Here is a 14,759-nt window from a genome sequence, read left to right as displayed (position 1 = left end):
TGGGTTGAACGGACGAGCCCTACCGCCGCGGCTTCAGCACGACCGTGGACAAGGGCGGCAGCGTCAGGCTGATCGAAGCCGGGCGCCCGTGGCTCGGCTGCTCGTCGGCCATCAGGCCGGGAAAGTTCCCGACGTTGCTGCCCGTGTAGAACGACGAGTCGCTGGAGAAGATCTCTTCATACCAGCAGCGCTCCGGCACGCCCAAGCGATGTCCCTGCCGCACCACCGGCGTGAAGTTGCAGACCACGAGCAGGTAGTCGGCCGGGTTCTTGGCCCTGCGGATATAGCTCAGCACGCTGTCGTCGGCGTTGTGGCAATCGACCCACTCGAAGCCCTGATACTCGAAGTCGATCTCGTGCAAGGCCGGCTCGCGGCGATAAAGCTGGTTCAGGTCCGACACGCACTTCTGCAGGCCCTGGTGCGACTGCCATTGCAGCAGGTCCCATTGCAGGCTGGTGTCGTAGTTCCACTCGTTCCACTGGCCGAACTCGCCGCCCATGAACAGCAGCTTCTTGCCCGGATGCGTCCACATGTAGCTGAACAGCAATCGCAGGTTGGCGAACTTCTGCCACAAGTCGCCGGGCACCTGGTCCAACAGCGAGCCTTTGCCATGCACCACCTCGTCGTGCGAGAGCGGCAGCACGAAGTTTTCGTGGAAGGCGTAGATCAGGCTGAACGTCAGCTCGTCGTGGTGGTACTTGCGGTGGATCGCCTCGTGATGGATATAGCGGAGCGTATCGTTCATCCAACCCATGTTCCATTTCAGGCTGAAGCCGAGGCCGCCCACGTAGGTCGGCCGCGAGACGCCGGTCCAGGCCGTCGATTCTTCGGCCACGGTCAGCACGCCGGGATATTGCAGGTGCGTCTGGATGTTCAGTTCCTTGAGGAAGTCGATGGCCTCGATGTTCTCGCGGCCGCCGTACTTGTTGGGAACCCATTCGCCCTCGTTGCGGCTGTAGTCGAGATAGATCATCGAGGCCACCGCGTCGACGCGCAGCCCGTCGAGGTGATACTTGTCGAGCCAGAACAGCGCGTTGGAGAGCAGGAAGTTGCTCACCTCGTGGCGGCCGTAGTTGAAGATCAGCGTGCCCCAATCTTTGTGCTCGCCCTGCCGCGGATCGGAGTGCTCATAGAGGCTCGATCCGTCGAACATCCGCAGTCCGTGGGCGTCGCGGGGGAAGTGGGCCGGCACCCAGTCGAGAATCACGCCCAGGTCGTTCTGATGGCAATGATCGACAAAGTACATGAAATCTTGCGGCGTGCCGTAGCGCGAGGTCGGCGCGTAATGGCCGATCGTTTGATAGCCCCAGCTTCCGGAAAAGGGATGCTCGCTGATGGGCAACAGTTCGAGGTGCGTGAAGCCCATGTTCTTGGCGTAATCGACCAGGTCGTGGGCCAACTCGCGGTAGGTGAGCCAGCGCTGATGGTCGTCGCCCGGCCGCTTCCAGCTTCCCAGATGGACCTCGTAGAAGGACATCGGCTTGTCGAAGGCGTTGTGCTGCGGCCGCTGGGCGAGCCACTTGTCGTCGTGCCAATGGTAGCGATTCAGGTCGACCACCTTCGAGGCCGTGCGCGGCGGCACCTCGGCGGCGAAGCCGTAGGGATCGGCCTTCTCGAAAACCTCGTCGTGATGGCGAATGCTGTACTTGTAGAGCGTGCCTTCGCTCAGGCCCGGCACGAAGAGCTCCCAGAAGCCGCTGGGAATGTGCTTGCGCAGGGTATGGCGGCGGGGGTCCCAACTGTTGAAGTCGCCGATGATGCTGACCGCGGTGGCGTTGGGCGCCCAGACGGCGAAATTCACGCCGTCGACGCCGTCGATCGTGCGAAGCTGGGCGCCCAGCTTGTCGTAGCTCCGCCAGTGGCGGCCTTCGCCCAGCAGGTAAAGGTCGTAGTCGGAGAGCAGTTGCGGAAAGGCGTAGGGGTCGTGCAGGGTGGACCGGTTGCCGCGCTGATCGGCGACTTGCAGCAGGTACTGTTTTTTGGTGGTGTCGTTCATGGGGCAAATCGCTTCATAAAAACCGGCCGGATGGATGCGCCGCATCGGCCGCGCGCCGCCATTGTCGTGATCCAGCACCCACGCTTGGGCGCTGTCGGGCAAAAAGGCCCGCACGGCCAACGCGCGGCGTCCCGCCTCCACGACCTCGTGCGGTCCCAATAGTTCAAACGGATTTTCATACCGGCCTTCAACAAGCCGGCTGACCTTGTCCAATGGTACGCTCGTTCGCACGAGAACCTCCTTGCGATAGCAGCGATTGTGGGTAATTGGGGCAGTTTCGTCTAGTGAGGCAGGCTGTGCCGGCCATTTTTGCGTCGGCTACTCGAGCCAAGGCGTGGGAAACAAGGCGGTTCCAAGCTGGCCGCAACGTAGCTTCCAGCTTTCCGCACGTTCGCGCAGTGAGCGGCCGAGTCGGGCGGCGAGCCAGCGACCGCTCACTGGCGAGCGGCTTTTGACGGTGACAGCCGATTTGTCGGCGATGCCGTTGCCTTGGGCGGTGAGGGCTTTGGGAAGCGGCGCCAGGTCGCCCGTGGCGTCACCGAGGGCGCTCACTACGGAGGCCTCGGCGGCTTCAGCTTCGCCGGCCCTCTGAGTGCGGAACTCGATGCTGTGATAATTCAGTGCTTGGTCGAGCCGCTGCCAGAGGTCGCGGTTCTTCACCGGCACCATTTCGCCGAAGCACTCCCAGTTCCAGCCGTTGCGGCGCCACTCTTCGAGACCGTAGGCGATGCCGCGGCTGACGTATTTGCTGGGCGTGAACAGGGTGACTCGTGAGGGTTGATCGAGGGCCTCGAGACCGCGGATGACGGCCAACAGTTCCAGCCGTTCGCCGCCGATCTCAGGCTCTAAATCCTCAGCTTCGAAGGTCGCCGATCCGTCGGCCGCTTGCAGGACAAACCTCCATTGGCCCTGCCTTTTTTTCCCCCTCGCCTCGCTGAAGAGGAGGAAATGCGGTGCTGGAATGCTCATGTCGAATAGGCGTCCTGTGCTGTTCGAGTTCAAGCGGTGCGCTGGTCTGCTTTCGCTTATCGGCAAGCTCGCCGCAGAACGAGCAATTTAGCCAGCCCGATTCGCTTTGTTCGGTTGGTAGCGGCAAGTTGGCCGTTGCGATTTTGGACCTCGAAACCGCGCCGATCCATGCGGAACGCGTCGTTATCAAGTTGTCAAAGACCCGGCGCGACGCTTGAGCGTCGTGCTGCCCGACTCGTCACGAACGGCGGCGGACCGCCGTTTTCGTTTTCTCATCTCCGCCCGGCCGTGCGTTTTCAGCAGCCGAACGGCCGGCGGTTCGGCGGAATTGCCGCCCGCGGAATTACCGTTGCGGAAAAACAATTACCGTTGTCAAAATAAAACTCGCATCAGGTTGAATCCTTGTTCTAAAGCCATTGCCTCAAACAGGTTGCGGCAATGCCAACTCCGCCTTTGAAACCGTGGCCGCAACGGTAAATCTGGGGGGGTGGGTGATTTTGGATTTTGGATTTTCGATTTTCGATTTTGGATTCACGACCGTCGCGTTCATTTTTTTGTCTGTAATCTTTCTGTCATTCTTCTCGTTCTACCGCGCGGCTGGCTTGGCATGGATCTGCGGCGGGCGCTGCCCCGCATCGTTTCCGTTGTTCTACCGCGCCGTTGGTTTGGGACCGGATCTTTTCGGTTTGTCACACCAGCTCGACGAACGCCGGCGGGCTGGTTCGCCGCACGAACAATAGAAGTGCTCAAAGAACAGGCAGCCAGATGACCACTATGCACATCATTTGAGCAGCCGCCAAAAAACCCTCTATCAGGTCAATCGAGGGCAAAAACCTCGTGTTTCATCGGCTGGCGCAAATTTGCGGCAGCCGTGCGCGGCGAGGTTCGAGTAGACCACCAGTTGGCCGTAGTGCTCAATTCTTCAGCACGCTCAGAGGCTATATCCTCAGTAACCGCTTTCTCTCCCGCTATAAGGCAATAACGTGGCCTACGAAAGTGCCACCAACGGTGCGCGGGGCGGTGCCCTGCGGAGCTTGGGCGGCGACCTGACGATCACCGACAGTCAGATCAGTGGCAACCAGGCGCTGGGCGGCAGCGGCGCGTCGGCTTTTGGCGACGCGATCGGCGGCGGCGTCTACATCCTGGCGGGTAGTGCCACGATCAGCGACAGCACGTTCAGCGACAACGTGGCGCGGGGCGGCGACAACAGCGGCGACGGTGCAGGCGGGGGCGGGGGCGTTTTTACCGCGGTGCCTACGAGCATCACCGATAGCACCTTCAACGGCAATGTCGCCCGCGGAGGCGACAACACGCCCAGCAACACAAGCGTGGGCGGCGGTCTTATCATCTACATAACAGCGTCGGCCACGATCACGGGAAGCACCTTCAGCGGAAATCAGGCCATTGGCGGCAACGGCGGGACCGGGCCGTTCGTCGGGGTCGCACAAGGAGGCGCCATTCAGAACGATAGCACCACTTCCATCTCCGGCAGCACGTTCGACCACAACCAAGCCCTTGGCGGCAGCAACGGCAACAGCGGCGTAAGCAACGCGGCTCCGTTCGTCGACTATGGCTTCGGCGGCGCGATTGCCAACAGCTTTAGCATGAACGTCACGGGCAGCACCTTCAGCCACAACCAGGCGATCGGGGGAAACAACTCGATCGTCAACGATCCGACGGACATTGTCGGCGTCGGAGGCGCCGAGGGGGGCGGCTTCTACAGTGAGGTGGGAACGACCGCGACCATCGCCAACAGCACGTTCGACCACAACGAGGTCCAGGGCGGCCGCGGCAACGCCGGCGCCGGCGCCGTGGTTTTGGCCGGCGAGGGCCTGGGAGGCGCGATCGCCACGGGCTACGGCGGCAACCTCTACGGCCCGAACACGCTCACGGTGACTGGCAGCACCCTCACCCAAAACGAGGCTGAGGGCGGCGACAACAACAGCGGCACTGCCAGCGTAGCGGGCCTGGTCGGCGCCGGCGCCGGCGCGGGCATCGCCAACTACGCGGGCGGCACGGCCACCGTCAGCGGCAGCGAATTGGACCACAATCGGGCACGCGGCGGCAGCCACAATACGGCCGCCGGCGCCGGGGCGGTCTTCGCCGGCCTCGGCGCGGGGGGAGGCATCTTCAACTATCTGGGCACGTTCAACTCCCCCAACTACGGCGACTTCACGATCAGCACCGTGAGCGTCAGCCACAGCGAGATCGAAGACAACCTGGCCCAGGGGGGCGGCGGCGGCAATGGCGAAGGCGGCGGCATCGCCAACCTGCTCAACGCCTCGACCACCGTGGACCGCAGCATCCTGATTCTGAACGAGGCGGACGGCGGCGACCGCGGCGCCGGCCTGGGCGGCGGCGCCTACAACGACGCCACGTCGAGCCTGGCGATGACGAAGGACCTGGTGACCCTGAACGAGGCCGAGGGCGCGACGGGCATCGGCGGAGGAGTCTACACCCTGGGGACGTTCAGCCGCGATGCCTCAACCGTCATCAAGGGCAACCACGCCTCCACCAGCGACGACAACGTTGGCCCCTGACGCGGTTGCTGGCAACCAGCGGTCTTGCCAATAAGAGCCGGCGATTCCGGGCCGGGCGGAACGACCTCCGCCCGGCCCTTCGCCGCGCCCGGTACACGGTACACACGACCCGGTATGCGGCGTCCATTCGGCGGCCCGCTTGGGCTTGTTCGGGCGTTTGCCGCCACTTAGGCTGCAGGCCAGAAAGTAACAGTTTAGCCTCCTGACCGTGGCCGGGCCGCGATGCGCGGTCGGGCCGCGCATCGGCACCGGGGGAGGCGGTGTAAAGAGATTGCGACACGGCGCCAGGCAATCGAACGCCTCGCTGCCACGGTCAACCGCCGCGCTCGCGACAACACACCAGAGAAACTCGATGCAAACGCGCAGCAGACGACGCCTCGGCAATCGCTTCGCGATGCGAGGTGTCCCGACAGAATCGGCGCGGCGCCGTTACTCATGCACCACCGGCGGCTGCAAAGGAACAGCACGCCAACGCGGCGACTTCTTTTCAATCGCCGCGCCCAATGCCACACTGAGCCCTCAAGGGCCGTCAAGCTTCGCCGAACCCGTTCCCATTTTCACACTAACCCGAAGCGCAAGCGAGGTTTTGCCGCCTTTTCACGTTCCTCGCTGGCGCTTCGGGTTGGTGTACGGGGCCCGCGTACCGGTTCGGCGAAGCTTTACCAAGGGCCGCTGTAAAGTCGCCGTAAAGACTGCTCCGCGGAATGCGTCTGCAGATAGTAGAAATAGTCGCTGGCCTTGTGCCCGTGCGCTTTCGCCGTCTCTTTGACCGTCATGATCTTGGCCATCCGCTTGCCGCCCGCCTCCTGGCGATGGCCGAACGTGATCTTGCGCAGCACCACCAACGGCCGCAGTTTCCGCTCAGCCAAGTTGTTCGTCGGAGGAACGCGCGGATCGTCCACGAACACCAGCCACTCGCCGTGATGCCGTAGAAGCCGGGCCTGCCGATCTTTTTAGCAATGTCTTCCGAGATGGGTTCTACCAGCTCGGCCAGCACTTTTTCGAAAGCGATCAGCGAAGCCGGCACGAAGGAAAACCCCAACATTTCCTCGAGCGCCTGCGGAACCTTGCGGTAGCTGATGCCAATGTCATTTCTCAGATAGATGGCCAAGGCCCGCATGCGCGGCCCGATGCGGCTGCCCAGAACTTCGCCGGGGCCGGCTTGTTGGACAAACCGGCGGCAGCCAAGGCAACGTCCGCTCGCGTGACGGAAGCACGTCGTCTGGTGTCGATGGTCCACGATGTCTTCTTGGAAGTGATCGTGTGGGGCGGCGTTTTCATAAAGCCGCACCGCGCCTTGGCAGTGCGGGCAGGCCTCGGGCGGAGGGACGAGAACGAGTTGATCGTAGACGGTGGGTGTCGGGCGGAACCAGCCCGGATGCCCGACCGGCGCCCCGCGCTTGCGTGCCGACTTGGCATCGGGGGTTGCGGCAGTCTGACGGGCGTCCGCGTTTTGGCCTTCGCTTTTGTCATCGTGGCCACAGGCAAATTTATTTTGCCTTTCGAGCTTCAGTTCCAGGCGGAGTTGGTCACGTTCCTTTCGGAGTTGCTCGTTTTCCGCGACGAGCTCCGTGTTCCGCGCACGCTCGAAATCCAACTGGCCATAGACCATTTTAAAGTGATCGTCGTGATCACTGGCGGCCAAGACGAGCGTACCGAGCGAGGCTCCACCCACATGCGGGCCGTGACTTACGTTGCGACAGGCGTACTCGTGCTTTGGATAGAAGCAGAACTTCATCGGGCATCCATTCCTCGGGTGCCGCTAACGTAGCCTGTCCGGGCGAAGTCGCCCAAGCCCAGTTTTCTGGGGACGGCGGGTTCTGCCGGGCGGCCAGGGGCTGCCCACCGCCGCGAAGCCACGGTCAGGGAACTAAACTGTTACACCGCACGTCGCCGCTTGTCATACACCCAGCAGCCCGCGCAACCTGGAAGTCCGGCGCTGTGTCCGGTCCAGGAGCAGCCGCTCGGCGTTCTCCTTGGTCACCCCCCTTCCCTCCACAGACTCCGCCGACAGCGGCACGGGCCGTGAGTTTTTCAAGGTAACTGAGCATTACCAATCGTATGGCCGCGATCAGCGCCGGTGCTCGCGAGTCGGCGGCGACCAGAGCGCCGCCCGGACCAGCGCGCGGCAAGCTCGTCGATAAAATAGCGGCAAAGATCCTCGAACCAGAAGTCGGCGAGGTGGCGGTTCTTGCCGTCCAAGCGCCACTTGTCGCCGATGCGATGCTGAAATACGCGCCGCCCGGCAAAATCATGCTGGCAGAAGGCGGTACGCACACCGTGAATCGCCAGCCCGTGGACCGGCCTCGAAGGCATCGCGAACGGCGTGTTGGTTCGCAGGAACGCGAGGTGGAACGTTTCCTTGTCGCCGTGAACGTGGCGGTAGTAAAAGTCAGAGTGCTCGTTGTAGTGCATGGCCAGGTTCAGCGCCCGCCAGGTGCGCCGCTTATCAATCACCAATTGACCGCTCTCGAACTGCGGCTCATGGCGCGGCGGCACCTCGAAGATTTCCCAGACCGGCGAATTCGGCGCAAACGGGAACACGTCGTCGGGCCAGAAGATCGCGCCGCGCTCGCGAAACTCGCGAGTCTCCAGCAAAAAGCTGGGGTCGACGACCGGTACATTGTCGGCGTCGAGCAGTAACACCTCCCGGTAGGGAGATTGCAAGATGGCAAAAGATTTCAGCTCCCACCCTTTCAGGATGCGGTAAGGTCGGCTGCGCCGCCGGTTAAGGGCGTCGGCATCAATGCAGGCCACGCCGAGCGGCGCCACCAGCGATCGCATCTCATCGTCGATCTCATCGGCCAGGTGCCAGAACTGGATGGGCAACGAGCAGCCGAGGTGGCGGAGCATCTTGGCCGCGACATAGGCGCAGACAAAGTAGCGAATGCCGCCGGCGCAGATCACGATGCCGCGACCGTCAAACTGTTCCGGATAACGGGGCAAGGAGTTGAGGCACTCACGGGCCAATCGGCGATGGGCTTCCCAAACGGCGCGGCAACGCTCCCATCCGTCCGGCAGCCCGCGTGGCACGTCGTCGCGAAAGAGCGATAACCACTGCTCCACCGAGGTGCCGGCCAGGGAGGCTTGTGGCACTCCTGAAATGGGGCGTTCATGCTGTTTCTCCGTACTCGACTCGCGTGGCCCGAGAAGTTGAGGCGCAAGCAGGTATTGGGCCATCGAGTGCGCATTGCCGTGAACGACGCGCACGGACGTGCCGCGACGACTGAAGAAGCGTCCGTCGTCGTGGAGGGCGACTTCGCCGCGCCGTCGCCCGCAGAGGCAATAATTCCATCCCTCTTCAGTTTCGCGCCAGCTTTGGGGATTCAGGTGGCAAAAAAGGTTCAATGCGGTCTGGTCGCCCCAATCGGCCGATCCGGCCAATTCGCGGCCAGCGCGCAGCCGCTCGGCCCCGCGCAGATAGCGCAGCAAGGTCGCCGCCGTGCCCGCCGCGAATCCGGAGTTCAGAAACGGCCTGGTGGAAAGCAGGTCAAAGGCGCGGCGGCGGGCTTGGGCGTCGCGGATCGAAAGCGTCCAAGCCGCGACGACCGGGTTCCGCGGATGGCCCTGCGGCTCGCGCACGGCAAGCAGTTTATCCGGATGCGCCGCGACTTCTTGCCAAAGCAGGGCCAGCGAGTCCTGGAAGACCACGTCGCCCGCGTCCCAATAGGCAACCGGAGTTTCGCGCGGCAACCGCTCCAAAACGGTCTGAAAATCGTGGAGCCGCCGCACGGCCGGCACGACGCCGTTGGCCGCGATCGGACAGACCTCGACGTTCGGCTGCGACGCCAACACGTGCAGCTCGCCGGGATCCAGGCCGTAGGCAACCGCGGTGACCTGCTCATGATTGCCGCGAGCACGTAACGAGCCGAGAAACTGGCCGCGGAATAGACCGTAATGGGCGCGGTCGAACGCGGCGAGTATGCGGGGCGCCGCGGTAGTCGTGTGTCCCGCAGCAGGCGCGTCGCCGGCCGATGGCTCGGGCCGCTCGAGAGACACTGAGCCCGCCTCTTGCTTGTGCAGTTCGACCCGTTGCTCTTCGGCAGGTGCGATGCCCGCCGCAGAATGTTTGCCAGGCGCCGCGAGGTGCCGCGCTCTGGCCGCCGGCAAATAGGCGATGCCAATGCCCATGGCACGCAAGTCGTCGCAACAACATTGACATTCGCAACGATCGGCGCGCCAGCGGAAGCGCAGCCGCGCCAGCACGCCGCGGCGGAAAAGCGTCGCGCCCATGCCAACGTGGCCGCGCACGTTGCCGCCTGATTCTCCCAGATAGTCGGCCGCCAACGCGCCATAGGCCGGGCGGGCCTGGAGGCCCTCAAGTAGCCGGCGCACGCAGTACGCGTCGGGCACCACGTCATCGTCCAAGAACATCACCCAAGGTGAAGTGCCGGCTGATTTTCCGTTGTTTCTGGCGCGGGCGATCGTTTGCCAGCGGTTCGCCTCCGTCGGCGCCGCCGCTCCGATGACGCGGTGGACGATCAGGCGCACCCCTTGCTGGCGCCGTAGCGCGGACTCAAGGTCCGGCGGCAACGGCCCGGCGTCGCGGCTGAGCACGATCACGTCGACTGTGGGGTGGGTCATCCGCCACGCTCCCGTTTACTCACACCAAAGCTTGCCCTGTGGGGGCGAAAATTCGACGCTTTGAATTGCCGTCAGGCCCATGGATACTTCCGTGTGCGTGCGTGCCGTTTCAAAGACGTGGACGATGCCGAGCACCGCGCCGTCTGCGTCCTTTTTGAGGTGCGGCCAGGCATTTGCGATTTCCGCTCCCAAGAGGAAGCGACCCTTCTTAAGATCGACCTTGGAAGGCTTCTTGGGGACGAAAACCGCCCGCACCTCCTCAAGCAAGCAGGTGCGCGTGACACTCGCAGTGTGGGTCAGTGCGTGCTCTACACGTAGTACCGGCGTCTTGCGATTCTCATCGTCGTCCTCAGCGCCTTCCGGTAAATACCAGATTCGGCCCAGCTCGGGGAAGTGCCGAGGAATGGACACCGTGCCGGCAAGATGCAGATGCTGAATCTGAATGGGTGACAACGGAGAAGCCATAGAAGGGTCCTTTCACAGAGATGTCAAAAGTGGGTTGCACAAAAACGACCGATCGCCGGAATTCTTGTGAATTCCGCGATGCCTCTTTTTTACCGGCGCCCTCATGCGCGATTCACTTGCGGCCGGTTCATATACTTCATTTACGGTCTTATTGTCCTCGCTACGCGGAAACCCAGGTAGGGCGCCTGCCTCTCGGGCCGATGGTAATCGCGGTAAGCCGCCTTCGCATCCCTGGGTTGGTAAAGGAACGAACCCCCTCGCATGACACGCGCCTGTTGGCCCTCGCCGAGCACCGCCAGGTCTTCCATGTCGTCGGTCGGTCGGCCATCGTCGTAAACAATATAGTCATGATAGCTCTCCTGGCACCATTCCCAGACGTTGCCAAGAATGTCGAACATTCCCAAATCGTTTGGCATGAGGATGCCGACAGGGCGGGCGCGATACCGCGAGTCGATTCGATCGGGGCCACGGAACTGAGAGTTGGGGAAAGTCCAAGCGTACTCGTTCAACAATTCCTCCGACTCTCCGAAGAAGCGGCACGTGGCGGCGCCTGCTCGACAGACGTATTCCCATTCGGCCTCGGTGGGAAGGCGGTAGCCAGCGCGGCTCACGTGGCCTTCCGCGAGACGCATGCCGGGCTTGATTTCCGGCAACGGCGGGTAGCACATCTCGTCCTCAGGAATGCCTTCTTGTTCGCTCAGCCAGCGGCAGTACTTAGCCGCGTCGTACCAACTCGCGTTGTTGACGGGGCCGTAAGGCTTGACGGTGTAATTGACGTCCCACTGGTGGTTCGGATCATAGCGCAAAAACTGCTCGACGGCGACCTCCTTGGATGCGACTGCGAAGCGGCGTCCAATCCGTTCGAGGTGCAGCTTTTCATTGTGCTCGTAGTGCCCGCTCTCATCCGGCTGCGGGCCCATCTCGAACGTGACGGGCCCCGGTATCACCACCATCGTGTGGCCGTGATGATCGACGTACCAAGCGGGCTTGGAGGATTGCGGCGGGTCAGCGTGGTTTGCGGTCAAGTCGCCGAGGCGATCGACGTCGTTCCAGCGGCGCGAGAGGAAATCGGCGGCGGCGTGAACGCCCGGATCGGGATCGCCCTCGTAAAGTGCCGCGGCCGTCTCGATCACCGTCGTTCGCGGCCCGGCCGCCAGCGAGTCAGGAGCAAGGCGACTCATCGCCAGCAGCAAAGCGAGCCGCGCAGACGAATCAGGCTCGACACCCAATCGTTCCACGAGCTGACGCGCATCAACACCGAGCGGTCCCATACGGTGGATGAGATAGGTCCGCAAGCGGTGATCGGCTTCGTATCCAAGGAGGGGCCAAAGGCCATCGGCCCGGTCCAAAAGGGCCACGGCAATCGCGGCGTTCGCCTGTCTGGCTGCGGCGGCGTCTTTCTGCACCTCGGAGCGGAAGGGCTTCTGCACGGCCTGGGGCGGCATCGTAGCCATCGGCTTCAACAGTTGGATCGCTTCCTCACGGTGTTGCTCAAGCTTTGGGAGAATCGCCGCGAACTGCGCCGCGTCGGCCTCGACGAGCAACTGCGTCAGGTTCGGCAGATCGTCGGCGGCAAACTCCGCCAACGCGAGGGCCGCGTGGGTCCGCTCCAAAGAGCTGCGGTTCGTGTCGCTAAACACCGCGCACAACGGTTCGACCAGTTTTCCGCCGGCGGGCCGCAGTGCGTCAATCCAGCCGTTCAGAAACAGCGCGTCTTGCCTGGTCAGGTTGTCGGTTACGAATGAAGCCATCTTGGTCCACCGCGCGTCGTTACCGGCGAGGTGGGCCAGCGCGGCCGCTGCGCGAAACCGTTCGTCGGCTGAATCGCGGTCGCCTTCCAGGGCTTGCCAGAAGAACTCGCTGGCCGGCTTGCCCAGAGCGCTTCCAATGACCATGACCTCCTGAGGCGAAGAACGAAGCAATCGCTCCTGGAGCAAGGCGGCCTGGGCGGGATCGCTCGACAGCAGCGCCAGGCTCGCGTGCAAGCGTTGCTTGCTGGCCGGCGACGCGGTGGCGACGATCGTTTGCAGATCGGAGGTGACGCGGTTGCGAAACGGCTCAAGCTCGACGAGCAATTCAGGCACTTGCGAAGTCTCGGCGCCAAGCACACGCTCCAGAAGTGCTCTGGCCTGGAGCGATTGTTGTTGGTCGAGGTTCCACTGCCACGCTTGCCAACCGCCCGCCAGCGCGATCGCAGCCAGCACGGCCGCAGCCGTCCCGACAAACAGGTAATGTCGAGTCGCGGCCGCGATCAAGCGCCGCTGGGGCCCCGTCCAAGTCTTTTTACGCGTGAGGAGACGGATCGTGAAATACTCCCAGAGCGATGGGAGATGTCGGACCTCTTTCCGGGCATTCCAGATCTCTGTTCGCTCGGCGAGGCAAAGTTCCGCGCGCCCGCGGCGGGTCTCTTTTTTCCTGCGCGTCAGCCAATCGCGCAGCGCAGGCACCAGGAAGTCGTGCGTCAACTGGTAGTACTTGGCGCCCGAAGAATCCGTGGCGGCGGCGCTCGTCTCCCCGCTGCTTTCCCGTTCCGCCGGCGCGATCAATCGAACGTCTTTCACCAGCACGTCGAGCAACGCCCGAAACGCCTCCGGCCGGCCCGCGTAACCAGAGACCTCCAACAGCTTGTCGTAATGCTGCATTTGTCCCTTGATGTCGGTCCCCGAGTGCGGCAAAAGTGCCTGCAACACCGCTCGTGCGGCTTGCTCGTGTACTCGGTGCGTCGGCGGCGCGCTCTTGACGCTGAACGTCTCCTCCAGGAACGTCAGGCCGACGCCTTGAGTACCGCCCACGTCGCGCAAGCTCTCTGGACTCCACGGCCGTCCTTTCATCATCTCGGCAAATAGCGCCAGCCGAATGCTGATCACCTTTCCTTCCTCCGCCAGACCGCCGACCGCTTTGCGCAGGAAGGCTTGCTGTGGCGCGGTGAGTTTGCCGTCGAGGGGTAGCTTGCCGTACGCCCGTCCGAAGGCCGCGAGGACCTTGGCCGCGTGGTCCAGGTCGAACAGATCAACCAAGGCGTAGTTGTGGCCTTCCGCGATCGGAATTTCCAACTGTTGGAAAAAACGGTTTACGGCGACGTAGAAGTCGTCCCGCACGAGCACCAGACACTGCACGTGAGCGCCGTCGCATTGTCGCAGGGCGGGCACGAGTTCGCCGGCGTCATTCTCGGCGTGCAGCCATTGCTCAAACTGATCGAGGATCAGCAGCACTTTTTGGCCGGCGGGAACGCATTGGCCGCGCCGCAAAGCCGCAATCGCCAGTTTCAGATTCGCGCAGGAGGAAAGAATGGGAAACTTTTTTTGCAGCGCGCTCAACAGTCTCGCCTCGGTCTCGTCGGGCGCCGCCTCCACGTAAATCCGCGCGATGCCGTCCGATAGGCGGGGCAGCAGCCCCGCCTTGACCAACGACGACTTGCCGCAGCCAGACGGGCCGTAGATCAAGCCGACCGCAAATGAGTTTTCGGCATCGGCGTCTTCGATGCGGTCTTTCCAGAAGCGGATACTTCCGGGCAACCCATTCCGGTCGCGCGGGCCGGGAAGCAGATCGAGGAAGAAATCGGCGTCGTGCGCATCGAACGAGCGAAGCCCTTTGGGGACGACCCGCATCGGCTGGCTCACCGAGGGCGGCGTGGACGCCAGCGGGCCCACTTTGGTGGAGGTGCGGTCGAGCACGGCGGCGGCGCTGGCGGGCAAGTCGCCCCGATCGTACGTCAGCGCCGTTTGGGGCGAGAGGGCCAGAAAGTGCCCTAAGTCGTCAGCCAGGTCTTTGGCCGTGGTGTAGCGGTCGCTAGCCCGCTTGGCCAACGCGCGAAGGCAGATCCGTTCCAGCTCTTTGGGAACGTCGTCGTTGATTTGACGAGGCGGCTTGGGCTCCAGGCGGATGATTTGCTCGCGGAGGCCCTGGCTGTTCTCCGCGCGAAACGGCCTGCGTCCGGTCAATAATTGGTAGAACACGACACCCAGGCTGAAGATGTCGCTGCGACCGTCGACGCGGTGTGCCTCGCCCCGCGCTTGCTCGGGACTCAGCAATTCCCGCTGAGCGCGGCCGGCGGAGCCGATGGGCGACCCACGGCCCTCCACGCGCGCGACTTGGTTACACTTTTACGATAAGATAGTCGATCCAGCGAAAGCGAGTAGACGCGCAAACGTGACGACGAACTGTTTGTGTAGACGTGCGGGCGGCCGTCGTCCCTCAACGCGCGT

7 protein-coding genes and 1 pseudogene are annotated in these 14,759 nt (G+C 63.1%); 2 read left to right on the top strand and 6 right to left on the bottom strand.

The genetic code is table 11. The features are described 5' to 3' along the window. Positions 1–19: 19 nt before the first annotated feature. Entirely contained in the window at positions 20–2,227 is a 2,208-nt protein-coding gene (gene glgB, locus VNH11_21920) for a 1,4-alpha-glucan branching protein GlgB (GenBank protein ID HVA49035.1), read from the bottom strand. A gap of 87 nt (positions 2,228–2,314) precedes the next feature. Beyond that, entirely contained in the window at positions 2,315–2,965 is a 651-nt protein-coding gene (locus tag VNH11_21915) for an RNase H family protein (protein ID HVA49034.1), read from the bottom strand. A 461-nt stretch (positions 2,966–3,426) separates the two neighbouring features. Between VNH11_21915 and VNH11_21910 the strand changes: the two genes are divergently transcribed. Next, positions 3,427–3,705 (top strand): hypothetical protein, encoded by a 279-nt coding sequence (locus VNH11_21910; protein ID HVA49033.1) that lies wholly within the window; start codon positions 3,427–3,429, stop codon positions 3,703–3,705. Between the two features lie 243 nt (positions 3,706–3,948). Beyond that, entirely contained in the window at positions 3,949–5,505 is a 1,557-nt protein-coding gene (locus tag VNH11_21905; protein HVA49032.1) for a hypothetical protein, read from the top strand. 824 nt (positions 5,506–6,329) lie between these two features. On the opposite strand, the pseudogene VNH11_21900 reads toward VNH11_21905, so the two are convergent. The 4 genes and pseudogenes from VNH11_21900 to VNH11_21885 all read right to left on the bottom strand — a co-directional run bounded on the left by VNH11_21900 (position 6,330) and on the right by VNH11_21885 (position 14,636). Beyond that, positions 6,330–6,419: pseudogene (locus VNH11_21900) on the bottom strand (transposase). Positions 6,420–7,539: 1,120 nt separating this feature from the next. Then, complete coding sequence (locus VNH11_21895) at positions 7,540–10,089, bottom strand: glycosyltransferase (GenBank protein ID HVA49031.1); 2,550 nt, start codon at positions 10,087–10,089, stop codon at positions 7,540–7,542. A 15-nt stretch (positions 10,090–10,104) separates the two neighbouring features. Beyond that, positions 10,105–10,554 (bottom strand): hypothetical protein, encoded by a 450-nt coding sequence (locus VNH11_21890; GenBank protein HVA49030.1) that lies wholly within the window; start codon positions 10,552–10,554, stop codon positions 10,105–10,107. Positions 10,555–10,694: 140 nt separating this feature from the next. Further along, entirely contained in the window at positions 10,695–14,636 is a 3,942-nt protein-coding gene (locus tag VNH11_21885; GenBank protein ID HVA49029.1) for an SUMF1/EgtB/PvdO family nonheme iron enzyme, read from the bottom strand. Positions 14,637–14,759: the final 123 nt, after the last annotated feature.

Source organism: Pirellulales bacterium, assembly GCA_035533075.1.
GTDB lineage: Bacteria > Planctomycetota > Planctomycetia > Pirellulales > JAICIG01 > DASSFG01.
This window is presented reverse-complemented; position numbering and strand designations above follow the sequence as displayed.